Genomic DNA, 22,703 nt, shown 5'->3' on the forward strand with positions numbered 1-22,703 from the left:
GCGCGGCGGTCACCTGTGGAGAACTCGAACGATGCACACGACCCAGACGGATCGGATGACGAGGACGGCTCAGACGGCCGCAGGCACGCCGGCCCGCAGGGGAGCCGTGGAGGACGCGGTGATGCCGAGGCCGTCGAGCGCCTTCTCGAAGATCCGGAGACCTTTCATGCCGGGCAGGCCGGCGATGTTGGCGTCGAGCTTCTGGATCTCCTTGCGACCCTCGGGGCCCGACATGATCTGGTTGAAGACGAACTGGACGTCCTCGCGCTCGCTGATGCTCGAGCCGACGGGCGCCCAGAATTTCGAGAGCAGGAGTCGGGTGAGCTTCTGTGCGCGGGTGCTCTTGAGCAGGCGCTCGCGGGCCTGCGACACGTAGAAGGCGACGTGACGCGTCTCCTGCTTCGCGATGCGGCGCAGGAGCTCGCCCAGCACCGGATCGGTCTCGAGGTCGGCCATGCGCTTGTACGCGCTCACGGCGGACCACTCGTTCGCCGCACCCCACGACATGTGCACGGCAACGAAGTCGCTGCCGACGATCTTGCCGAGCATGGACTGCTTGATCGGGTCGAGGCGGTCGCGCCAGCCGAGCTTGAGGCGGGAAGCCCGGAGGGCGTCGTAGTCGACGGTGATGCCGTGGACGTCGAGGACGGCGCCGAGAGCCTCGCCGTGCCAGAACTCCTCGCGGTTCCACATCGTCATGAACGTGGAGATGTCGCCCTCCTTGTGCGAGGGCGTGGTGAGGAGGTCACGGGTGTAGCAGACGGTGTGGTACTCGACGTCGCACATGTACCGGAGCACACGGAGCGACTCGGGTGAGAGCGGGTTCTGCCGGAAGTGATCGAGATCGAGGTCGTCCCAGCCGAGGCGCTCTGAGCCGGCGGCGTACTTGTCGATGTCGAATGCCATTGCATACCGGAGGCGGCATATATTGCCGACTCCTGCTCCTTCCGGGTTCTACGCGTCTGCGACGCCTGTCGACGATTGTATGTACTTCGAGGTCTCGCCGTAAGGGCCTCGCTTCCAGTTTCGGATCGCCCACCTTCTTCGGAGGGCCTCCCGAGACAGATTGGGGTCGGGGTTCACCGCACTGGGATTTCCCAGGAGTTCCAGCCAGACGAGGTCGGAGTGGCTGTCTCCGTAGCCGTACGAGGAGGCCAGATCGAAGCCGTTCCGTTCGGCGTACTGCTTCAGCCAGGCCGCCCTCGCCTCGTCGACGAGCGGCGGTGCCGCGAGGTACCCGGTGAAGATGCCGTCACGGGCATGCATCGTTCCGGCGACGACCTCGTCGAAGAGCCCGGCCAGCGGCTGCGCGAGCGTGCCGATTGAGCCGGTGACCAGGATCGTGCGATGGCCGGCCGCGCGGTGGGCCGCGATCCGCTCCAGCGCCTCGGGCATGGTGTGCCGCAGCATCGTCTGCGCGAAGCCCTTCGAGACGACCTCCTCGAGCCGCGCGACGGGCATCCCCTCGTAGCGCCTCAGGAACGACCGGATGAACTCGCCGCGGTCTCGCTGCTCGGCGCGGAGGTAGCTCGGCAGGGAGGCCAGCAGGGAGGCGACCTCGCCCGGCCAGGCGGCCTTCCCGAATCCTGCGCCCCTAACCCAGAGGTACTGCTCGACGATGTTGGAGTCGACGACGGTGCCCTCGAGGTCGAACACCGCCACGATGTCGCTGCGCTGGGGCAGCGGCGGCTCGGCCCGCTCGACGGAGCCGCCGCGCACGGAGAACGCGCGGGTCATCGTCGTGATCGCCGGGAAGTGGATCTCCTGGAAGAACTGCTCCCAGTCGATGTCGGTCACGTCGAAGCCGACGTCGACCGACACCTCGGCCGGCTGCGTGGCGACGAGACGGGCCTGGAGGGCCTTCGTGTGGCCGTCGTCGAAGATGATCTCGGACTGGATGTAGTGACGGTAGAGGTCGGTGAGGCTCTGCAGCGACTCGAGGTTGCCTCGCCGCTCGTCGACGTCGGCCAGGATCCGCCTGGTCCGGTCGCTCGCGGGCAGCCGGACCACGAGGCGCTCGCGGGCGTCGTTGATCCGAGCCCGGAGGCGGACGGCGCGCTCGACGCGACGGACGCCGGGGAACCGCCAGTCGGCGGCCTCGATCGAGCCCTGGTCGGGCGTCGGCACCGGGTGCGCCGTGAAGAACCGGTTGAGGTTCGTGAACATCCGGTGGATCGGGAACGGGTTGCTCGCACCCGACGACGAGTGGAAGTACTGGGGCTCGCCCGCGGGAGCGGGATTCGCGGCGACGAGCAGGATCACGTTCACGACGAAGTCGACCGGGATCACGTCGAGGACGCTGTCGGGCACGCCAGGGAACTCGGGCAGCATGCCGCGGCCGTAGGCCATGATCAGCGGGTCGGCGACCTTGAACCCGTCGATCCAGCCTGGGTACGGGTGCCGCAGGGCGCTCTCGACGATCGCGGGCCGCACGAACGAGAGTCGGTGGCCGGCGGCAGCCCACATCTGCTCGGCGGCGCGCTCGGCGAACGCCTTGGTGAGCGTGTAGACGTCCGTCCAGCCGAGGCTCTCCGCGCGGGTGCGGCCGTGGTCGACGAGCTTCGCCTTGACCCAGGCGACCCGCGCCTCCTCGGCGTGGCTCGAGACCGCGAGCGGCCCCTCCTTGCCGTGCTTCGCGCGCGCCTCGGCCAGGAAGCGCCGCAGCACCTCGGGCTGGCGCGACGCAAGCTCGACGCGGGAGCGCGCGGCCCGGGCGGCTTCGAACTCGGCCCGCCAGTCGACGTCGTGCGTCAGCGACGCCTCGGGGAAGATGCCCTTGCGCAGGCCGCCGACGTAGGCGGTCGACACGTGGACGACGTGCGGGTCGGTGCCCGTCGCGAGCAGCGCCTCGTAGAGCCCGACCGCGCCGCCGACGTTCGTCTCGAACGCCTGGTCGATCGGCGGGTCGAACGACACGCTCGACGCCGAGTGGATCACGAGATCGAGGTCGTTCGGCAGGGGCGGAACCGAGTCGAGCCCGCCCTCGAGCACGCGCAGGCGCTCGGCGATGGCCTTCTCGACGCCCTCGGCCCCGACCTCCTCGCGCCAGCGCTTGAACACCGGCTTGCGCAGGAGGTGGCGCAGACGGTCGTCGCCCGAGGTCGAGCCTTTCGTGCGGATCAGCAGCGAGACCGTGGTCGCAGGATGATCGGACAGCAGCCGCTCGAGAATGGCCTGGCCGACGAACCCGGTGCCCCCGGTGAGCAGCACGTGCGCCGACCCGAGCGAGACCCCGAGGCCCTCGAACGCGAGGCCGTCGTCGAACGCCGGCACAGCTGGCCCCTTCGGTGCGCGCGGGCTCACGGGAGGAGCTTCCGGGTCGTCGCCTGGCCGACGCGCGCATCGAGACCGGGCAGCCCGGCGACGCGCGAGCCGATGCTCTCGGCCGCGGCGAGCCCTTCGGCGTCGCCGAAGACGTAGCGCTCGAACATGTCGCGGTCGGCCGCGGCACGCTCGACGGCCCCGATCGGCCAGACGGCCGTCAGCAGGGCGGCGCGCGTCTGGCGCACGGCGCGGGTGGAGTCGCGCAGACGCCAGTCCGCCTCGTCGGCGAAGAACGCCTCGTGGCGGGTCTTGATGTGCTGGATGCGCTCGAGGGTGGCGACGAGCGCCGGCGAGCCGGAGTTCTGTTTCACGCGGTCATATGCCGTTCGAAGTATCCATTCGTCGATGAGGCCGAAGGTCATGTGGGTGCAGACGATGGGAGCGCCGAGGCCGACCGCCGCGAGGGCCCGTCGGACCGGCCCGGAGCGCTGCACGATCTCGTCCGCCGAGCGTCGGGGCGACCCCTCCGGCACGGTCTTCATGCGGGGCATCCCGTTCGCCTCGACCACGGCGTCGAGGGCGTCGGCCATCCAGAACTTCTCGAAGGCCCAGGTCACGAGGAAGGCGGTGACGCGGGCGTCCTTGTGGGTCGCGGTCACGAGCAGGTTGCGGAGGTGCTCCATGGTCGCCGACTCGAGACGGGTCAGATAGCGCAGCATCTCGAGGGTGGCGGTATCGAGGGGAGCCGACTCGTACGCGGCCAGGTCGAGCTCCGACCGGAAGTTGCCCTGCGCCGTGCGCGTGAACTCGCGGATGTCGAACGCGCCCGCGTTGCCCGCAGAACTGCTGGTCGTCATGGATGCTGAACCTCTCGGGGCCGGTCTTCGGCAGTGATCGATGCACGAAGATGCCCGAAGGCACCGTATCGTAAGCGGCATGGCTGTAGCGCTCGTGACCGGGGGCACGTCCGGCATCGGTGCCGAATTCGCCCGCCAGCTCGCACATCAAGGGTACGACCTCGTGCTCGTGGCCCGAGACGAGGCGAGGCTCGCGTCGATGGCGACGGAGCTCGCAGCGCGCGGTCGCGCCGTCGAGGTGCTCGTGGCAGACCTCGCGAGTCGAGAAGACGTGCAGCGGGTCGCCGAGAGACTCGAGGATCCTGCGCGCCCGGTCGACCTGCTCGTGAACAATGCCGGTTTCGGCATGCACGTGCCGCTGACCTCTCCTGATGTCGCCGCGCACGACCGCGGCTTCGAGGTCATGTGCCGAGCCGTGCTCGTTCTCTCCGGCGCAGCGGCGCGCTCGATGAGGGCGAGGGGCCACGGCAGGATCGTGAACGTCTCCTCGACCGCGGGCCTCCTCGCCATGGGCACGTACTCCGCCATCAAGTCGTGGGTCACGTCGTTCTCGGAGGGCCTCTCGGTCGAGCTCCGGGGCACCGGCGTCACCGTGACGGCCCTCCTGCCCGGCTGGGTCCGGACCGAGTTCCACCAGCGCGCCTCGATCGGCACCTCGAAGATCCCCAACTCCCTGTGGCTCGGCACCGAAGAACTCGTCAGCGCATGCCTGCGCGACGTCGAGAAGGGCAAGGTCATCTCCGTTCCCACGATCCGCTACAAGGCCCTCGTCGGGCTCCTCCGCCACGCGCCCAAGGCCGCCGTCCGGGCGGTGTCGGCGGCGATCTCGTCGAGCCGGTCCAGCGAGTCGGCGGGGCACGAGCCGGGCGCGCCCGTGGGCTCGGCCGGCGACGCTCACCAGGCGGGGTCGTGACCGTGAGCGAACGCGACGACGAGCGCGAAGAGGCCCCGTCGGCTCCTGAGGCCCCCAGTCACCCCCGGCTGTCGCGGGTCGCCGACCGCGTGAGCACCACCGCCGTCGACATCAACGACCGCTTCAGCTCGGGCCTGCACGCCTCCGCGCGCTTCGTCGCGCAGCGCTGGGTGATGAAGCCGACCGTGTGGTCGATCACCAACGTCACCGTGCTCGGCCGCGAGAAGCTCAAGGGCCTCGAGGGCGGGTTCGTGCTGATCGCGAACCATTCCAGCCACCTCGACGCGCCGCTCATCGTCGGCGCCCTGCCTCGCAAGCTCTCGCGCTACCTCGCGACGGGCGCGGCGGCCGACTACTTCTTCGACGTGTGGTGGAGGCGGGGGCTGACACGTCTCTTCTTCAACGCATTCCCGATCCAGCGCTCCGGCAAGGCCAAGAAGAAGCGGAGCTCGCGGGAGGACCCGTCGGTGAGCGCGGCGTCGCTGCTCCAGCGCGGATTCCCGGTGCTGGTCTTCCCCGAGGGCACCCGCTCGAAGGACGGCACCATGGCCCGCTTCAAGCCGGGCGCCGCGCGTCTGGCCGCCGCCTGCGACGTGCCGATCGTGCCGCTCGCCCTCATCGGCGCCAACATCGCCCACCCGCGCGGATCCCACTGGCCGCGACCCGGCCGTCTGCCGGTCGGCGTCGCGTTCGGCGAGCCGATGCGGCCGATGGTCGGCGAGAACCCGGTCGCGTTCTCCGAGCGGCTCCGCGACGAGATCCTCCGACTCAAGAGTCAGTATTCCGCCGATATCCTTGGCGAGTCCGCACCGTCCGAAGGAGCACACCCGTGACCGATCTCAAGCCGAAGACCGCCCCGGGCGCAGCGACCGGCCCCGACGTCAAGCACATGAAGTGGTGGGGCTGGGGCGTCGAAGGGGTGGCCTTCCACCACGAGGACAAACCGAACTTCGCCCCCTTCGTCAAGAAGATGGTCGGCGTCGACCTCTGGGCCGATGCCGTCACCGGGGCGCCGTCGTTCGACGACCTCGACATCCCCGCGTCTCACCTCACCGAGCCGGTCGCCTCGGCCCTGGCCACCATCGTCGGCGAGGGCAACGTCGTCTCGGGCGACCTCGAGCGCGTCGTCCACACCTACGGCAAGAGCATCCGCGATCTCTTCCGCATCCGAGGCGGCGTGTTCCCGCGCGTGCCCGACGTCGTGGTCTACCCGGCCACCGAGTCCGAGGTGGCGAAGATCGTCGCCGCTGCGGTCGAGCACGACCTCGTCCTGATCCCGTTCGGCGGCGGCAGCAACATCGCGGGTTCGCTCGAGCCGATGGCACAGGAGCAGCGGACCGTCGTCTCCCTCGACATGGGCCGCCTCGACCGCGTCCTCGACATCGACGAGGACGCCGGTCTCGCTCGCATCCAGGCCGGCGCCCAGGGCCCCGACATCGAGGAGCAGCTGAACGCCAAGGGCTGGACCCTCGGCCACTTCCCCGACAGCTTCACGCACTCGACCCTCGGCGGCTGGGTCGCCACCCGCTCGTCGGGCATGCAGTCCGACAAGTTCGGCGACATCGCCGACATCACCCGCGGCCTGCGCGTCGTCCGCCCCGAGGGCGTCGTCGTGCTGCGACCGCTGCCGTCGACGTCGACCGGGCCGAGCCTGCGCGAGATGATCCTGGGGTCGGAGGGGCGGCTCGGCATCATCACCGAGGTCACCGCCCAGGTGCACCGCATCCCCGAGAAGCGCGAGATTCTCGCCTACTTCTTCCCGACCTGGGAGGCCGGCCTCCGCGCCATGCAGGCGATCGCCGAGAGCGACGCCACCCCGTCGGTCACGCGCGTGTCGAACTCGTTCGAGACCGAGATGTCGCTCGCGACGTCGAAGGAGTCGAAGGGCATCTCGGCGCTGCTGAACCAGGGCGTGCAGAAGTTCATGCAGCTCAAGGGCTGGGACCTCTCGAAGATCTGCCTCTCGTTCATCGGCTACGAGGGGTCGTCCGAGCACGTCGACCGCAACGAGAAGCTCGTGTCGAAGATCGTCAAGAAGCACGGCGGCTTCGGCGTCGGCAAGGGCCCGGGCGTGCTCTACGACCAGAAGAAGTTCGACACCCCGTACCTCCGCGACTTCTTCATGGACCACGGCGGCGCGGCCGACGTGTCCGAGACCGCTGCCCCGTGGTCGAAGCTGCTTCCGCTCTACAACGAGGTCTACGCCGCCGCGGGCCGAGCCTTCGAGAAGATCGGCGTGCAGGGCCTGCTCATGGCGCACCTGTCGCACTCGTACCACTCGGGCGCGTGCCTCTACTTCACCTTCGCCTTCGAGCATGGCGACGACGCCCTCGGCCAGTACGACGTGGTGAAGAAGGCGATCCAGGACGCCTTCATCCAGGAGGGCGGCACGCTCAGCCACCACCACGGCGTCGGCCTCGAGCACGCTCCGTGGCTCGCCGACGACGTGTCGGCGGCGGGTGCGGGTCTCGTGCAGACGCTCTTCGACGCGACCGACTCGCAGCGCATCTTCAACCCGGGCAAGGTCACGGGCCACTAGCCCGCTCGCCCTGCGACAAAACGCGACAATCGCGACGCTCTGAGGCGTCGCGATTGTCGCGTTTTGTCGCGCAGGGCCCGCTACGAGGCTCGGGGGCCCCCTGCGGACGGCGAGGTCAGGCGCCGAGGGCGGCGTCGACGATGGTCTTCGCCTGCTCCTGCACCGTCTTCAGGTGCTCCGCCGAGACGAACGACTCGGCGTAGATCTTGTAGACGTCTTCGGTGCCCGACGGCCTGGCCGCGAACCAGGCGTTGTCGGTGACGACCTTCACCCCGCCGACGGCCGCCCCGTTGCCGGGAGCCTCGGAGAGCTTCGCGGTGATCGGGTCGCCGGCCAGCTCGGTCGCGGTGATGTCGGCGCCCGAGAGCTTGCCGAGGCGCGCCTTCTGCTCCTTCGAGGCGGCGGCGTCGACCCGCTGGTAGATCGGCGCGCCGAATCGCTCGGTGAGCTCGTCGTAGAGCTTCGACGGCGACTTGCCCGTCACCGCGAGGATCTCGCTCGCGAGGAGCGCCAGGATGATGCCGTCTTTGTCGGTGGTCCACACCGAGCCGTCGCGACGGAGGAACGACGCACCGGCGCTCTCCTCGCCGCCGAACGCGACGGATCCGTCGACGAGCCCGGGCACGAACCACTTGAAGCCGACCGGAACCTCCCAGAGGCGACGGCCGAGCGACTCGGCCACGCGGTCGATGATCGACGACGACACGAGCGTCTTGCCGATCGCCGCGTCGGGGCGCCAGTCGGGCCGGTGCGCGTAGAGGTACTCGATCGCGACCGCGAGGTAGTGGTTCGGGTTGAGGAGGCCGCCGTCGGGCGTGACGATGCCGTGCCGGTCGGCGTCGGCGTCGTTGCCGGTCGTGATGTCGAACTCGTCCTTGCGAGCGACGACGCTGGCCATGACCGAGGGGCTCGACGGATCCATGCGGATCTTCTCGTCCCAGTCGAGCGTCATGAAGCGCCAGGTCGGGTCGACGCCCGGGTTCATGACGGTCAGGTCGAGGCCGTACGCGTCGCGGATCGCCGCCCAGTACTCGACGCTCGCCCCGCCGAGCGGGTCGGCGCCGATGCGGATGCCGGCCTTCCTGATCGCGTCGAAGTCGATGACGTTGGCGAGGTCGGTGACGTACGAGCGGAGGAAGTCGTGGCGGCCGGGGCTGACCATGCTCTTCTTCACCTCGGCGTTGCCGCCTGCGATGATCTCGTTCGCGCGGTTCGCGATCCACGAGGTGGCGTCGCTGTCGGCGGGGCCGCCGTGCGGCGGGTTGTACTTGAAGCCGCCGTCGCGGGGCGGGTTGTGGCTCGGCGTGACGACGATGCCGTCCGCCTCGTCGTCGTGCGAGGCGTCGTTGTTGTAGACCAGGATCGCGTGAGACACCACCGGCGTGGGCACGTACCCGCCCTCCGCGTCGGCCAGCACGCTCACGCCGTTGCCTGCGAGCACCTCGAGCGCCGTGCGCTCGGCCGGCCCCGACAGGATGTGAGTGTCGCGGCCGATGAAGAGCGGCCCGGTGATGCCCTGCCCGGCGCGGTACTCGCAAATCGCCTGCGTGATCGCGGCGATGTGGGCCTCGTTGAAGGCGGTGTCGAGCGACGACCCGCGGTGGCCGGAGGTGCCGAACACGACCCTCTGGGCCGGGATCGAGACGTCGGGGATCAGCTCGTAGTAGGCCGCCGACACCTCCTCGGGGTCGATGAGGTCGCTGTCTTCGGCGTAGGTTCCCGCGCGGTTGGTCATGGGATCATCCTGGCACCCCGCGAGGCTGCGCGACCCAGGCGCGGGCACGCGGGCGCGGGGCGACGGCGCGGTCGCGCCGGGCGCGGGCCCCCGCCGGGTCGGGCGGGTGTGCCGATAGGCTCGGACGCATGCCAGAGCCCGCCTCCGATCCTGCGACCACCTACTCGTACCTGGGGCCGGCCGGGACCTTCACGGAGGCCGCGCTGAAGCAGGTGCCCGAGGCGCAGGGCAAGACCTGGCGCAGCGTCAACAACGTGGGCGAGGCGCTCGCCGACGTCGTGGCCGAGCGCAGCGTCGCGGCCATGATCGCCATCGAGAACTCGATCGACGGGGGCGTCTCGGCGACTCAGGACGCGTTGGCCAACGTGCCGGGCCTGCGGATCCTGGGCGAATATCTGGTGCCCGTCGACTTCGTGCTGGTCGCGCGCCCCGGCACGACGCTCGATGACGTGCGCGTCGTCAACGCGCACCCGGTGGCGTACGCGCAGACGAGGCTCTGGCTCGAGCGGGCACGCCCCGACCACGAGCACCTGCCGGCGACGTCCAACGTCGCGGCGGCCGTCGCCCTGCTGCCCGCGGTGGACGATGCGGGGCCAGGATCAGTGGGTCCGCTCGCTGACGCCGCAGTCGCCCCGCCCGGCATCACCGACCACTACCCGCTCGAGGTGCTCGCCCGATCGATCGGCGACAACCCGAACGCGGTGACGCGCTTCGTGCTCGTCGGCCGCACCGGCGCGGTGCCGCCGGCCACCGGCTCCGACAAGACGTCGATCATCGCCGAGCTGCCCGACGACCGCGCCGGCGGTCTGCTCGACATGCTCGAGCAGTTCGCCACGCGCGGCATCAACATGAGCCTGCTGCAGTCGCGGCCGATCGGCGACGCCCTCGGCCGGTACCGGTTCGTCATAGACCTCGACGGGCACATCCTCGACGAGCGGGTAGCTGACGCGCTGCTCGGGCTCAAGCGGTTCAGCCCGAACGTGAAGTTCCTCGGGTCGTACCCGCGCGCCGATCGCGAGCAGGTGACGGTCGTGCCGCGCTACGACAACACGGCGTTCGTCGAAGCGCGCGACTGGCTGCGCGCTCTGGTCGCGGGCGAGCCCGGCGACTGACCGGCAGGGTGCGGGCGAGCCCGGCGACTGACCGGCAGGGTGCGGGCGAGCCCGGCGACTGACCCTACGCCGGCACCCGCACCGTGAGCGCGAGCGGGTCGATGCGCGCCCTGATCGCGACGGCCATGCCGTGCGAGTCGCCGTCGAGCTCGAAGTCCTGCGGCGAGTCGAGGCGCACCACGAGCTCGGAGCCCTTCATGTAGCGGACCGTCTTGAGGTCGGGGGCGAGCCGCATGATCTGGCGACCCGCGCGGCTCCGGCGCAGAATGCCGTTCTCCCACACGATCTTGACCCAGATGCCGATCCAGTCGATCTTGCGCTCGGGGCGCAGCGCGACGATGTCGAACAGGCCGTCGTCGATGGCAGCGTCGGGCAGCAGCAGCAGGTTGCCCGGCAGCAGGCCGCAGTTGCCCAGGATGATCGTGTGCGTCTTCATCGACTTCCGCTCGCCGCCGTCGAGTCGGTACTTGATGGTGAGCGCGTTGTTGTCGCGCAGGCTGCGCGCGATGGCGTCGACGTAGGCGAGCCAGCCGACCCGCTTCTTCAGGCGGTCGTTCGTGTTGGCGAGCATCTGCGCGTCGAGACCGAGCCCGGCCATGACGACGAACACGCGCTTGTCTCGGGTGCCGTCGGGGTTCTCGATCTCGACGAGGCCGAGGTCGATGCGCCGATCGGTGCCCGAGAAGGCCGTGCCGATCGACGAGTCGAGGTGGTCGAGGGTGAGCTTGAGGTTGCGCGCCAGCAGGTTGCCCGTGCCGGAGGGCAGCAGCCCCAGCGCGACCTGGGTGCCGCGCAGGGCCTCGGCGACGTTGCGCACGGTGCCGTCGCCCCCGGCGGCGATGACCATGTCGGCGCCCGCCTCCATGGCGGCCTTGGCCATTCCGAGCCCAGGATCGTCGACACTCGTCTCGTAGAAGAGCGTCTCGGCCCACCCCGCCTTCTTCTGGTGCTTCCGCACCGACTTCTTCAGTTCGGCGAGGTTGACCTTGATCGGGTTGTAGACGACGGCGGCCGTGCGCTTCGGCGTCTCGTCGGTCGCGGGCTCACCCGCCGCCTGGTCGCGCGGCCGCGCCGGGACGGCGGGCGCGGGAGGGGACGGCGGAGTGCTCATAGGCCCCACCGTATTCGACGCCGAGGCACGCCGCGTTACACCTGTGGAAAACGTGAGCCCACCCATGCGCCATCCGGACTCCTTAGACTGGCACGGTGATCGATCCGCAGCTGCTCCGCGACGCCCCCGACCTCATCAAGAAGAGCCAGAGGGCACGCGGCGACTCCGAGACCGCGGTCGACGACGCAGTGGCGGCCGACCTCGCGCGCCGCGAGGCGATCACCGCCTTCGAAGAGCTCCGCGCCGAGCAGAACGCCTTCGGCAAGACCGTCGCGAAGGCCCCGAAAGACGAGAAGAAAGAGCTCGTCGCCCAGGCCCAGCTGCTCGCCGGTCGCGTCAAGGAGGCGCAGGCGGCCCAGGTCGACGCCGAGGAGCGCTTCGACGTCGCGATCCGGGCGATCGGCAACGTGATCATCGACGGCGTGCCGTCGGGCGGCGAGGAGAACTTCGCGACCCTGCGCACGCACGGCACCCCGAAGACCTTCGACTTCGAGCCGCTTGACCACCAAGACCTCGGTGAGAGGCTCGGCGCCATCGACATCAAGCGCGGCACCAAGGTGTCGGGCTCGCGCTTCTACTTCCTCCGCGGCGTCGGCGCCCGCCTCGAGCTGGCGATGATGAACATGGCGCTCGACAAGGCCATCGCCGAAGACTTCACGCCGCTCATCACCCCGACCCTCGTGCGCCCCGAGGTCATGGCCGGCACCGGCTTCCTCGGCTCGCACGCCGACGAGATCTACTACCTGCCCGCCGACGAGCTCTACCTCACCGGCACGAGCGAGGTCGCGCTCGCCGGCTACCACGCCGACGAGATCCTCGACGTCACCGACGCCCCGATCCGGTACGCCGGGTGGTCGACGTGCTACCGGCGCGAGGCCGGTGCGGCAGGGAAGGACAATCGCGGGATCCTGCGGGTCCACCAGTTCAACAAGCTCGAGATGTTCAGCTACGTTCACCCGGACGTCGCCGAGCAGGAGCACGATCGGCTCGTGTCGTTCCAAGAGCAGATGCTGCAGGCCTGTGAGCTCAGCTACCGCGTCATCGACGTCGCGGCCGGCGATCTCGGCTCGAGCGCCGCGCGCAAGTTCGACATCGAGGCCTGGGTGCCGACTCAGGGGACGTACCGCGAGCTCACGTCGACGTCGAACTGCACGACGTTCCAGGCCCGCCGCCTCGACATCCGCTACCGCACCGAGTCGGGCAAGACTGCCCCGGTGGCGACTCTGAACGGCACGCTGGCGACCACGAGGTGGCTCGTCGCGATCCTGGAGACCCATCAGCAGCAGGACGGCTCGGTGGTCGTGCCCGCAGCGCTGCGGCCGTACCTCGGCGGCCTCGAGGTGCTGGAGCCCGTGGCGTGACCTCGCAGCACGTCGAGGTGGGCGCAGGATCCGAGAGCCCGACCGTGGCCGGCGCCGCTCCCGTCGAGGGCGCCCGCCTGCGCGACGACGCCTGGCTGGTGGCGCTCGACGTCGACGGCACGATCATGCTCGAGGGCGGCGAGATCCCGTCGACGTCCGCCGCCGAGATCTCACGGCTGCACGACGCCGGCCACCAGGTCATGATCGCGACCGGTCGATCGGTGGCGTTCACCCTGCCCGTCATGGAGCGCCTCGGGCTCGTCTCCGACTACGTCGTGTGCTCGAACGGTGCAATCACACTTGGCCGTGATGACACCAGCGAGACCGGTTACCGCGAGGTCTACATCGAGGAGTTCGACCCGGGCGAGGTGCTCCGCACCATCAACGACCGCCTGGCCGACGCGAGCTACGCCGTGGAAGACGCCGCGGGGCAGATGTTCTACAAGGGCACGTTCCCGTCGGTGGCCTTGACCGACGACAGCCACTCGGTCACCTTCGACGAGCTCTGCGGCATCTCGGCCACGCGAGTCGTCGTGCTCTCGCCGTCGCACAGCCAGGAGGAGTTCCTCGGCATCGTCGAGAGCATGGGCCTCCACAAGGTCTCGTACAACGTCGGCTGGACCGCCTGGCTCGACATCGCGCCGTTCGGCGTGACGAAGGCGACGGCCCTCGAGCGCGTGCGGTTGTGGCTCGGCGGCACCCCGGCGCGCACCATGGCGGTCGGCGACGGCCGGAACGACATCGACATGCTGCAGTGGGCCTCCCGCGGCGGTCGCGGCGTCGCGATGGGGCAGGCGCCCTCCGACGTCATCGACGCGGCGAACGAGGTGACCGGCGCGGATCGCGACGGCGGACTCGGCGCGGTGCTCGCCACCCTTCGCTGAACGCTCGCGCCCTGCCCTTCGACGCTCGCACCCTGCCCTAAGATCTGGTGTGGGGGCCGCTGCTGTCGGGCACGGGCGCACGACCGGTCCCGGGGGAAGGTCGCACTGGGCATGGCACGCTCGTCTCGCATCCTGATCGTCTTCGGAATCGCCGCGGCGCTCGTCCTCGCCGCGGCGGGCGGCGTGTGGAGCTACGGCTACGGCCACTCGCTCGGCGTCACACTCGCGAGAAGCGCCGACCCGAAATCGCTGACGGTCGCGCAACTGAAAGCCGAGCTCGACCAGCCCCAGAACTTCATCAAGAAGGACTGGTCGACCGACTGGACCCGCACGTTCCGGTTCACGGAGGTCGATGACGCGGATGCCTGTCGCCTCCAATTCGACGACGTCGACCGCCTCGCGGGCCTCAAGGTCGTCGTCGAGCGCGAACTCCACGAGACGTCGACGACGCACCAGGTCAATCAGTCCGTCGGCTACACACCGCAGGCTGCGCACGTCGTCGCCGCCGAGAAGGAGTCGTTGTCGGGCTGCGGGTCGAGCGAGGAGTTCATCAGCGACAAGGGTGAGCCCGCCACGTTCGCCATGTCGACGATCACACCGGCCTCGATGGGTGTCCCGGCGTCAGACCCGGCGGTGTGCCGCACCGAGAAGGCGACGTCGAAGGACTACGAGTGGAGCTTCTCGGGCGACTACTGCACGATCGCGATCGGCCGCCACGTCCTCCAGGTCCAGGAGCTCACAGCCGACCCCGACGCGCCGGTCACCCGGGTCGGCTTCGGATCGATCGTGAAGGCGGAGTCCGCCGAGGTCGCTCGCGGCTGACCCGGCGGTCGCTTCGTGCGTCGCACAAGGTTTCGGCCATGGTGCCAGCGGACTTTCGCTGGTCGCATGGCCGAAACCTCGTGCGACATCGGTCGCGCCGGGGACGGCATGGGCAGCAGGAGCCGCGCCACGCGTCCGGCAGGTGCCGTCCGATAGACTCGCCCCGGCTGGCGAGCGCGTGCGCATGCCCGCCGGGAGGGCTGTCCGAGCGGCCGATGGAGCTTGTCTTGAAAACAAGTGGGCAGAAATGTCTCGTGGGTTCGAATCCCACGCCCTCCGCCCTCTGACGTCGGGCGACGTCCGCTGGCGTTCGGCCGACGCGGCCGGGCCGGAAGCGCCCGGGCCGGAAGCGGCCGGGCCGGCAGCGCCCGGGCGGCTCAGGCCTCGGCGGTCGTGACCGTCGCCGCGGATCCTGCCGCCTTGGATGCCCCGCCGCGCTTGCGCACCTCGCGCAGGACGATCTGCTCGGGGCACACGGTCGACAGGAAGTCGCCGACCGACAGCGCGAGGCGGTCCGTGACGAGCGAGTACAGGATCCGGTTGGCGTCGCGCCGCTCGGAGACCAGGCCGGCCTGACGCAGCACGCTCAGGTGGCGGGAGATCGTGGGGCCCGAGGCGGCGAACTTCGACGCGATCTCGCCGGCGGCGAGCTCACCGTCTTTCAGGTCTTGCAGGATCTGCCGCCGGGTCGGATGGGCCAGGGCGGTGAAGATCTCGCTCGCGGAATCTGCCATGGTTGCACTTTAGCACCTTAGCTAGATACAGTTTAGCTCCATTGCGAAATAGCGAAGGAGCGGGTCATGAAGATCGCGATCACAGGCGGTACCGGTTTCGTCGGGCGGCACCTCGCCGCCGAGTTCGGCGCACGGGGCGATGACGAGGCGGTCGTCGTCTCCCGGCGCACCGGAGTCGAGATCGACGATGTCGACGCCCTCGCAGCTGCGCTCGCAGGCTGCGACGCCGTGGCGCACTGCGCCGGAATCAATCGCGAGATCGGCTCGCAGACCTTTCAGCGCGTCCATGTCGACGGCACGGCGGCGGTGATCGAGGCCGCTCACCGCGCCGGGGTGCGGCGGATCGTGCTCCTCAGCTTCCTGCGGGCGCGACCCGACTGCGGCTCTCCGTATCACGAGACGAAGTGGGCGGCTGAAGAGCTCGTCCGCGTCTCGGGCCTCGACCACACGATCCTGAAGTCCGGAATGATCTACGGGCCGGGAGACCACATGGTCGACCACGTCACGAAGGCCGTGCGCACCTTCCCGATCTTCGCGACCGTCGGGTTCCGCGAGCGGACGGTGCGGCCGGTGGCGGTCGACGACGCGGTGGACGTCCTCATCGCCGCCCTGCACGGGCGCATCGCCGAGCCGACCGTCGCCGTGATGGGCGCGGAAGAGCTCGAGCTCGGCGCGGCGGTGCGGCGCATCGCCGACCTCGCCGGCGGCCACGCGCTCTACGTGCCGGCGCCGCTGTGGTCGATCCGGCTCCTGGCTCGGGTCGCCGAGCGCGTCATGGTCGTGCCGCTCGTCGCCAAGGCCCAGGCGATGATGCTCGGCGAGGGCGTCAGCAGCCCCCTGCCGCTCGCCCCGGAGCCCGAGCCGCACCTGCGCCCCGCACACGGACTCGACCCCGACCGCATTCGCGCCGCGCTGCCCGAGGGCGGGTTCACGGCGCGCGACCTGCGGGTCGTCGCCTGGCTGGCGCGGCGCCGACGGTTGCGCTCGGGCACGACGGTGCGGCCCGCAGGGTCGCACTAGCGAGGCCGAGGGGCGCCGGAGCCGCCGATACACTCTCGGCATGCCCGTCACGCTCCGCGCCGTCCTCGCCACCGACCTCCCCGCCCTCTCGCAGTACCGCCTCGACGCGGCGAAGGAGACCGGGTTCGAGTTCTTCGGCTTCACGGCGGCGAACGCGCTCGAGCGTCGATTCGCCCAGGACGGCCTCATCTCCGACGCCATGGGCACGCTCGCAGTGATCGACCACGAGGGCGCGCTCGCGGGGAGCGTCGGATGGTTCGCCGTGCAGCACGGCCCGTCGACGTCGGCCAGGGCTCTGAACGTGGGCATCGGGCTCCTGCCGGATTCGCGCGGTCGCGGCATCGGCACGGCGGCCCAGCGGCTCCTCGCCGAGTACCTCTTCGAGAACACGCTCATCGAGCGGCTCGAGGCGGCGACCGACGTCGAGAACGTCGCCGAGCAGCGCTCGCTCGAGAAATCGGGCTTCACGCGCGAGGGCGTGATGCGGCACGCGCAGTACCGTGCGGGCTCCTGGCACGACATCGTCCTCTACAGTCGCCTGCGCGGCGACGTCGCCCCCGCCTGACGGCGGGTCGCCCAGGGGCGCCGCCTAGGCTGAGAACATGGCCACCGTCCTCCTCGTCCGCCACGGCCGCACCACCGCGAACGCCTCCGGGGTCCTGGCCGGCCGCACCGCCGGCGTCCGCCTCGACGAGACCGGCCGCCGCCAGGCCGCCCGCACGGCCGAGCGCATCGCCGCCGTCCCGCTCGCGGCGGTCGTGTCGAGCCCCCTCGAGCGCTGCCGCCAGACCGCGAGGTTCATCCTCGAGGCGCAGGCGGCGCAGGAGCCGGCGAACCCCCTCGACCTCGCCATCGACCGCGCCATCACCGAGTGCGACTACGGGCAGTGGCAGGGCCGCGCCATCAAAGAGCTCGCCCAGGAGAAACTCTGGTCGATCGTCCAGCGCCAGCCGAGCGCCGTGACGTTCCCCGGCGGCGAGTCGATGGCCACGATGCAGTCCCGCAGCGTCGCCGCCATCCGGACGCGCGACGCCGCCATCGAGAGGGAGCACGGCGCAGGAGCAGTGTGGGTCGCCGTCAGCCACGGCGACATCATCAAGTCGGTGCTCGCCGACGCCCTGGGCATGCACCTCGACCTGTTCCAGCGCATCAACGTCGGCCCCGCGTCGATCTCGATCGTCCGCTACGGGGAGTCGCGCACCGACGTCGTCGCGACGAACTCCGACGCGGGCGACCTGTCGTGGCTGCGGGCCGCGCCGCCCGCGCCCGAGGCGACAGTCGGGGGCGGGGCGGGCAACGCCGCGGGGTGATCGAAGGGGGCCCCGAGAGGGCCTCCTGATCCTGAGCCGAGGCACAGCGGCCCTCGTAGAATGGGGGCATGCCCACCATCGTCCACGGGTTCGACTGGCCTGACCGTCTCGTCGTCGGCACCATCGGCGCGCCGGGCGCGCGCTCGTTCTACCTTCAGGCCCGCGACGGCTCACGCGTCGTCAGCGTCGCGCTCGAGAAGCAGCAGTCGGCTCTGCTCGCCGAGAAGGTCGACGAGATCCTCGACCAGCTCCGCGAGACCGAGGGCAACCGCTGGAGCGTGCCGCAGGCCACCCCGGTCGAGCTCGTCGACAACGACCCGCTCGACCAGCCGGTCGAGCCCGAGTTCCGCACCGGCGCGATGACTCTCGGCTGGGATCCGACGACGGCCCAGGTCGTCATCGAGGCGTACGCGTTCGACGACTCGCAGGAGGAAGCCGACCCCGACTGGCCCGACGCCGAGGCGCCCGAGCCGACCGAGATGATGCAGATCCGGATCCCCGTCGGCACGGCGCGCGCCTTCGCGACGCGCACCCTCGAGGTGGTCGGGCAGGGCCGGCCGATCTGCGATGTGTGCGGGCACCCCATCGATCCTGAGGGCCACACCCACACGTTCTCCGACGAGGTCTGATGTCGGCGGAGGCCGCAGCGGGAGGCTCGGAGGCCGCAGCGGGAGGCCCCGTGGGCGCCGACGCCCTCGACACCGAGCCGCTCGAGATCGCCAGCCGCATCACCATCGCGTCGAACGCGACGTTTCTCGGCACCATCGCCGGCACCCCCGTCGTCTACAAGCCCGCCGCGGGCGAGAAGCCGCTCTGGGACTTCCCCGACGGCGACCTCGCCGACCGCGAGCGGGCGGCGTACCTCGTCTCGGAGGAGTTCGGCTGGGACATCGTGCCCCGCACCTGGCTCCGCCACGGCCCACTCGGCATGGGCATGGTGCAGCTCTGGCAGGACGTCGATCCGGCACAGGATGCAGTCGACATCGTCGCGCCCGAACTCGTCCCATCGACGGGCTGGAGACACGTCTTCGAGGGCTACGACGAGCGCGACCGGCCGGTGGCGCTGATCCACGAGGACTCCGAGGCGCTGCGCCGCATGGCGGTGTTCGACGTCGTGGTGAACAACGCCGACCGAAAGGGCGGGCACATCCTCGAGATGCCGGGCGGCCACCGGTACGGGGTCGACCACGGGCTCACCTTCCACGTCGAGCACAAGCTCCGCACGGTGCTGTGGGGGTGGCTCGGCGAAGAGCTCACCGACGCCGAGCTCGCGGCGGTCGCGCGGGTGAGGCGCGCCCTCGACGAGGAGTTCGGGCTCACCCTCGTCGACCTGCTCGACGACGACGAGATCGACGCGTTCGCGAGGCGGTGCGACCGGCTCCTGCGCGACGGGGCGTTCCCCGAGCCGCACGGTCGGATGCCCGCGGTGCCCTACCCGATCTTCTAGAGCCTGCCGTGGGTCACCACGACCGCAGGCCCCAGCCGCGCCCGCCGAACAGGTCGTCGAGCCCGCCGCCGCCCGAGCCGAAGCCGCCGTAGCCTCCGCGCCGTGAGCCGAGGTACGACCCCACGACCGCCGCCCCGAGATCGTCGGCCTCGGGGGCGACGACCGAGCCGTCGACCCGCCTCGCCATGGCGTCGATGAAACGCGCGAGCCCGGGGTCCTCGCCGAGCCGGAAGAACGTCGTGTGCGCGCCGATCCGGCGCGACGCGTCGAGCTCGCGCACCGTGTGCGCCACGGTCAGCGGGTCGGGCGGGTAGCTGAACCAGGCCTGCCCGTCGGGCTCGAGGTGAGCGGTGGGCTCGCCGTCGGTGACGATCAGCAGAACGGGCTGCTCATTCGGGTGCTTGCGGAAGTGACGATTGGCCAGCAGGAGCGCGTGATGCAGGTTCGTGCCCTTGTCCCATTCGGCCTCCATGCCGACCAGCTTCTCGATCTCGATCACGCTGGCATGCCGCCCGAACTCGATGAGCTGCAGGTCGTCGCCGCGGAACCGCGTCGAGATGAGCGTGTGCAGCGCCAGCGCCGTCCGCTTCATCGGCACCCAGCGGTCGTCCATCGCCATCGAGAACGAGGTGTCGACGAGCAGGGCGACGCAGGCCTGCGTGCGCGCCTCGGTCTCCTGCACCTCGATGTCGGCCATCTCGAGTCTGACGCCGCCGCCGTCGAGGCCGCCCTCGCCCGCGGTGCGGACGATCGCGTTCGTGATGCTGCGGGTGACGTCCCACGGCTCGGTGTCGCCGAACGCCCACTCGCGGGTCGCGCCCGAGCGATCGCCAGCCGCGCCCGCCTGACGCATGTCGCGCGCGCCCTGGCGGCCGGACATCGTCTCGGCGATGTCGCGCAGCAGCGACTTGCCGAGCTGCCGCATCGCCTTGGGCGAGAGCTTCAGCTCGCCGTCCGAGCCGCGCTTGACGGCGCCGGAGTCGCGAAGCGCCTTCTCGAGCTGCTGCAGCGTGCGCGCGTCAACCGCGGCGTCGTCGCCGAGCTGTCGTCGCAGGGCCTCGAGGTCGAGGTCGTCGAGCTGCGACCCGGGGCGCGACTGAGCCAGCTGCTCGGCGAGCTGGTCGAGGTCCGCCAGGTCCTGGAACACGCCCGTGCCGTCGCCCAGCCCGAGCCCCTCCTGCCCGTCCATGCGCTCGGAGCCGCCCCAGTTCTCGCCGGGGCGGAGGTCGCGGAGGGCGTCGTCGAGCTGACCCAGCTGCGACATGAGGTCAGGGCTTCCGAAGGCCTGCATGGCGAGTTCGTCGAGCTCGTCTCGCTGCTCCTGCGTCATCGAATTGCGCATGCGCTGCGCCGCCGCCGCCCGGGCCGCGAGCGAGTCGATGAGCTCGTCGATGTTCTGCGGGTTCTCGGGGAACTGGTCGCCGTGCTTCTGCATGAAGTCGTCGAAGTCCGCCTGGGTGTCTTCGCCGCGACGGTGCTTGTCGAGGAGGCCGTTGAGGTCTTGCAGCATCTCGTTCACGGCGGCCCGGTCGGCGTCGGTGGCGTTCTCGAGGGCCTGCTTCATGCCGGCGAACCGCTGGTCGAGCATCTCGCGGCCGAGCAGGTCTTTGATCTTCTCGTAGTCCTGCTTCGCGGCGGGGCTCTGCCACTGGTAGTCGCTGAGCTCCGACACGGCGGCGGCGGGCGAGGGGGAGAGGCTGTCGAGCTGCATCTCGGCGAGGGCGCGGTCGCCGTCGTCCATCATCGCGTCGCGGGCGAGCTGCTTGCGCTCCTCCAGCACCGCGTGGTCGAGCAGCTGCTTGATCTCGTTCAGCGTGCCGTCGAGGTTGTGCTTCTGAGCCAGCTCGCGCCGCTTCTCGGCGACGCGCCGGGCCAGGTCGTCGAGGCCGGGCCGCCGGTTGCCGCCGCGCCGCAGGAACTCGCGCATCGCGTGCTCGGGTGAGTACCCCGCCATGACCTCCTGCCCGATGGCGTCGAGCGCCTCGGTCAGGTCGACCGGCGGGGCGAGCGGGTCGGGCCCGCCGTCGTACCGGATGTAACGGCTGCCGCGATGCAGCCGGCGGTTGCCTCTAGAAGCCATATGCCGCCTCGCCGTCGCCGCTCTCCTTGCTGATGCGCCGTGCCAGGTACAGCCCCTCGAGCGCGAGCTCGATGGCGCCGGCGCGCTCGCCGTCGTTCGTGGCCGACAGTCGCGAGCAGATCTCGTCGTACAGCTCGCTCTCGCCGAGCGACGGGAGGCCGGCGAGGAAGTCTCGGGCGGCCACCTGCTCGCCCGTCGTCACCATCGACCCGTTCTCGAGCGCATCCACCAGGATCCCGAAGTCGACGCCCCGGAAGTGCTCTCGGACGGTCTCCGCCGTCGCGGCCCGCAGAAGGTGCTCGAGGATGTCGTCCTCGCGCCCCTCCTCGCCCGACTCGAACTCGATCTTCCCACCGAGCACGTCGACCGCGGTCTCGAGATCGATCGGGCGGGCGACCGCCTCGGGCTCGCCCTGGCGCGTGGCGCGGTGGATCGCGGCGGCGGCGATGGTCTCGGCTCCGGCGATCGCGAACCGCGCGCTCACGCCCGAGCGCTGGTCGACCGCGGTCGATTCGCGGAGGCCCCTGGTGAAGCGGGCGAGGATCTCGATGAGGTGGTCCGGCACCTCGGCCACGAGGTCGGCCTCCTGGCGGATCACCGCGACCTCGTCGGCGAGCTCGGTGGGGTAGTGCGTGCGGATCTCGGCGCCGAAGCGGTCTTTGAGGGGTGTGATGATCCGGCCGCGGTTCGTGTAGTCCTCGGGGTTCGCGCTGGCGACGACGAGCACGTCGAGCGGCAGGCGCAGCACGTAGCCGCGGATCTGGATGTCGCGCTCCTCCATCACGTTGAGCATCGCAACCTGGATGCGCTCGGCGAGGTCGGGAAGCTCGTTGATGGCGACGATGCCGCGGTGGCTGCGCGGGATCAGGCCGAAGTGGATCGTCTCGGGATCGCCGAGGCTGCGCCCCTCCGCGACCTTCATCGGGTCGACGTCGCCGATCAGGTCGGCGACCGAGGTGTCGGGCGTCGCGAGCTTCTCGACGTAGCGCTCGTCGCGGTGCTTCCACTCGATCGGCAGGGTGTCGCCGAGCTCCTTGCTCTTGCGGATGCTCGCGTGCGTGATCGGCTCGTACGGGTGCTCGCCCAGCTCCGAGCCGGCGATGACCGGCGACCACTCGTCGAGCAGCCCCGACAGGGTGCGCAGGAGCCGCGTCTTGCCCTGACCGCGCTCGCCCAGGAGCACGACGTCGTGCCCCGCGATGAGCGCGCGCTCCAGCTGCGGGATCACCGTGTTCTCGAACCCGTGCAGGCCCGGCCACGGGTCGCGCCCCGCTCGGAGGGCGGCCAGGAGGTTGTCGCGGACCTCCTGGCGGAGGGACTTCTGGACGTGGCCCGAGGCGCGAAGCTCGCCGAGCGTGGAGATGGTGGGAGCGCTCACGAGCGCCACGCTACGCCGGGCCGTGTGTCGTCGGGGTTACGGTCTCCCGTCCGTTCGCCGAGGGCGTGACCCGATCGCGGGGTGCCCACATCATTGTGAGAAAGCCTCAGTCTTGGGTAGCCTATGAGCCAGTTGG

20 protein-coding genes and 1 tRNA gene are annotated in these 22,703 nt (G+C 70.4%); 13 read left to right on the forward strand and 8 right to left on the reverse strand.

Annotated features, from left to right (window positions below; translation table 11 throughout):
• Positions 1–69 precede the first annotated feature (69 nt).
• The 3 genes from C8E83_RS16880 to C8E83_RS16890 are packed head-to-tail and all read right to left on the reverse strand — an operon-like array spanning position 70 to position 4,121.
• Positions 70–906, reverse strand: a complete 837-nt coding sequence (locus C8E83_RS16880) for a ferritin-like domain-containing protein (protein ID WP_121371257.1) — start codon at positions 904–906, stop codon at positions 70–72.
• Positions 907–954: 48 nt separating this feature from the next.
• Positions 955–3,303 carry an SDR family oxidoreductase gene (locus C8E83_RS16885; protein WP_245981778.1) on the reverse strand — a complete coding sequence of 783 codons (2,349 nt, stop codon included), beginning with the start codon at positions 3,301–3,303 and terminating at the stop codon, positions 955–957.
• Positions 3,300–4,121 carry a hypothetical protein gene (locus tag C8E83_RS16890; RefSeq protein WP_121371259.1) on the reverse strand — a complete coding sequence of 274 codons (822 nt, stop codon included), beginning with the start codon at positions 4,119–4,121 and terminating at the stop codon, positions 3,300–3,302. Before C8E83_RS16890 ends, C8E83_RS16885 begins: the two co-directional genes overlap by 4 nt.
• 79 nt (positions 4,122–4,200) lie before the next feature.
• Here C8E83_RS16890 and C8E83_RS16895 point away from each other — a divergent pair, with 79 nt between their 5' ends.
• Genes C8E83_RS16895 through C8E83_RS16905 form a run of 3 tightly spaced genes read left to right on the forward strand, consistent with a single transcriptional unit; the run spans position 4,201 to position 7,573 of the window.
• Positions 4,201–5,034, forward strand: coding sequence for an SDR family NAD(P)-dependent oxidoreductase (locus C8E83_RS16895; RefSeq protein ID WP_121371260.1), 834 nt, complete (start codon positions 4,201–4,203; stop codon positions 5,032–5,034).
• Positions 5,031–5,867, forward strand: coding sequence for a lysophospholipid acyltransferase family protein (locus C8E83_RS16900; protein ID WP_245981780.1), 837 nt, complete (start codon positions 5,031–5,033; stop codon positions 5,865–5,867). Before C8E83_RS16895 ends, C8E83_RS16900 begins: the two co-directional genes overlap by 4 nt.
• Positions 5,864–7,573 (forward strand): FAD-binding oxidoreductase, encoded by a 1,710-nt coding sequence (locus C8E83_RS16905; RefSeq protein ID WP_342768938.1) that lies wholly within the window; start codon positions 5,864–5,866, stop codon positions 7,571–7,573. The genes C8E83_RS16900 and C8E83_RS16905 overlap by 4 nt, the downstream gene beginning before the upstream one ends.
• Positions 7,574–7,688: 115 nt before the next feature.
• Here C8E83_RS16905 and pgm read toward each other — a convergent pair whose 3' ends face one another.
• The gene (pgm, locus tag C8E83_RS16910) at positions 7,689–9,308 is read right to left on the reverse strand and encodes a phosphoglucomutase (alpha-D-glucose-1,6-bisphosphate-dependent) (protein ID WP_121371261.1); all 1,620 of its coding nucleotides are present in this window, start codon (positions 9,306–9,308) and stop codon (positions 7,689–7,691) included.
• A 128-nt stretch (positions 9,309–9,436) separates the two neighbouring features.
• Here pgm and pheA point away from each other — a divergent pair, with 128 nt between their 5' ends.
• The gene (gene pheA, locus C8E83_RS16915) at positions 9,437–10,420 is read left to right on the forward strand and encodes a prephenate dehydratase (RefSeq protein WP_121371262.1); all 984 of its coding nucleotides are present in this window, start codon (positions 9,437–9,439) and stop codon (positions 10,418–10,420) included.
• A gap of 64 nt (positions 10,421–10,484) precedes the next feature.
• On the opposite strand, the gene C8E83_RS16920 is transcribed toward pheA, so the two are convergent.
• Entirely contained in the window at positions 10,485–11,531 is a 1,047-nt protein-coding gene (locus C8E83_RS16920; protein ID WP_121371263.1) for a diacylglycerol/lipid kinase family protein, read from the reverse strand.
• Between the two features lie 95 nt (positions 11,532–11,626).
• On the opposite strand from C8E83_RS16920, the gene serS reads away from it, so the two are divergent.
• The 4 genes from serS to C8E83_RS16940 all read left to right on the forward strand — a co-directional run bounded on the left by serS (position 11,627) and on the right by C8E83_RS16940 (position 14,877).
• Positions 11,627–12,892, forward strand: coding sequence for a serine--tRNA ligase (gene serS, locus C8E83_RS16925; protein ID WP_121371264.1), 1,266 nt, complete (start codon positions 11,627–11,629; stop codon positions 12,890–12,892).
• The gene (locus C8E83_RS16930; RefSeq protein WP_245981782.1) at positions 12,889–13,776 is read left to right on the forward strand and encodes an HAD family hydrolase; all 888 of its coding nucleotides are present in this window, start codon (positions 12,889–12,891) and stop codon (positions 13,774–13,776) included. Before serS ends, C8E83_RS16930 begins: the two co-directional genes overlap by 4 nt.
• A 111-nt stretch (positions 13,777–13,887) precedes the next feature.
• On the forward strand, positions 13,888–14,598 hold the full coding sequence (locus tag C8E83_RS16935) for a hypothetical protein (RefSeq protein ID WP_121371265.1): 711 nt from the start codon (positions 13,888–13,890) through the stop codon (positions 14,596–14,598).
• A 194-nt stretch (positions 14,599–14,792) separates the two neighbouring features.
• Positions 14,793–14,877, forward strand: a tRNA-Ser gene (locus C8E83_RS16940).
• 98 nt (positions 14,878–14,975) lie between these two features.
• Here C8E83_RS16940 and C8E83_RS16945 read toward each other — a convergent pair.
• On the reverse strand, positions 14,976–15,332 hold the full coding sequence (locus C8E83_RS16945; RefSeq protein ID WP_121371266.1) for a metalloregulator ArsR/SmtB family transcription factor: 357 nt from the start codon (positions 15,330–15,332) through the stop codon (positions 14,976–14,978).
• 66 nt (positions 15,333–15,398) lie between these two features.
• On the opposite strand from C8E83_RS16945, the gene C8E83_RS16950 reads away from it, so the two are divergent.
• The 5 genes from C8E83_RS16950 to C8E83_RS16970 all read left to right on the forward strand — a co-directional run bounded on the left by C8E83_RS16950 (position 15,399) and on the right by C8E83_RS16970 (position 19,109).
• Positions 15,399–16,352 carry an NAD(P)H-binding protein gene (locus C8E83_RS16950; RefSeq protein ID WP_121371267.1) on the forward strand — a complete coding sequence of 318 codons (954 nt, stop codon included), beginning with the start codon at positions 15,399–15,401 and terminating at the stop codon, positions 16,350–16,352.
• Positions 16,353–16,392: 40 nt separating this feature from the next.
• Positions 16,393–16,917, forward strand: a complete 525-nt coding sequence (locus tag C8E83_RS16955; protein WP_121371268.1) for a GNAT family N-acetyltransferase — start codon at positions 16,393–16,395, stop codon at positions 16,915–16,917.
• 37 nt (positions 16,918–16,954) lie between these two features.
• A complete protein-coding gene (locus C8E83_RS16960) occupies positions 16,955–17,662 on the forward strand; it encodes a histidine phosphatase family protein (RefSeq protein ID WP_121371269.1) in 708 nt (235 codons plus the stop codon).
• A gap of 68 nt (positions 17,663–17,730) precedes the next feature.
• A complete protein-coding gene (locus C8E83_RS16965) occupies positions 17,731–18,291 on the forward strand; it encodes a DUF3090 domain-containing protein (protein WP_121371270.1) in 561 nt (186 codons plus the stop codon).
• Complete coding sequence (locus C8E83_RS16970; protein WP_121371271.1) at positions 18,291–19,109, forward strand: SCO1664 family protein; 819 nt, start codon at positions 18,291–18,293, stop codon at positions 19,107–19,109. The genes C8E83_RS16965 and C8E83_RS16970 overlap by 1 nt, the downstream gene beginning before the upstream one ends.
• A gap of 13 nt (positions 19,110–19,122) precedes the next feature.
• Here the strand turns inward: C8E83_RS16970 and C8E83_RS16975 are convergent, their stop codons facing one another.
• Positions 19,123–21,189: a vWA domain-containing protein gene (locus tag C8E83_RS16975; protein WP_121371272.1), complete on the reverse strand. Its 2,067-nt coding sequence runs from the start codon at positions 21,187–21,189 to the stop codon at positions 19,123–19,125.
• Positions 21,179–22,567 carry a magnesium chelatase ATPase subunit I gene (locus C8E83_RS16980; protein WP_121371980.1) on the reverse strand — a complete coding sequence of 463 codons (1,389 nt, stop codon included), beginning with the start codon at positions 22,565–22,567 and terminating at the stop codon, positions 21,179–21,181. Before C8E83_RS16980 ends, C8E83_RS16975 begins: the two co-directional genes overlap by 11 nt.
• Positions 22,568–22,703 lie beyond the last annotated feature (136 nt).

It is taken from the genome of Frondihabitans australicus (assembly GCF_003634555.1).
Lineage (GTDB): Bacteria > Actinomycetota > Actinomycetes > Actinomycetales > Microbacteriaceae > Frondihabitans > Frondihabitans australicus.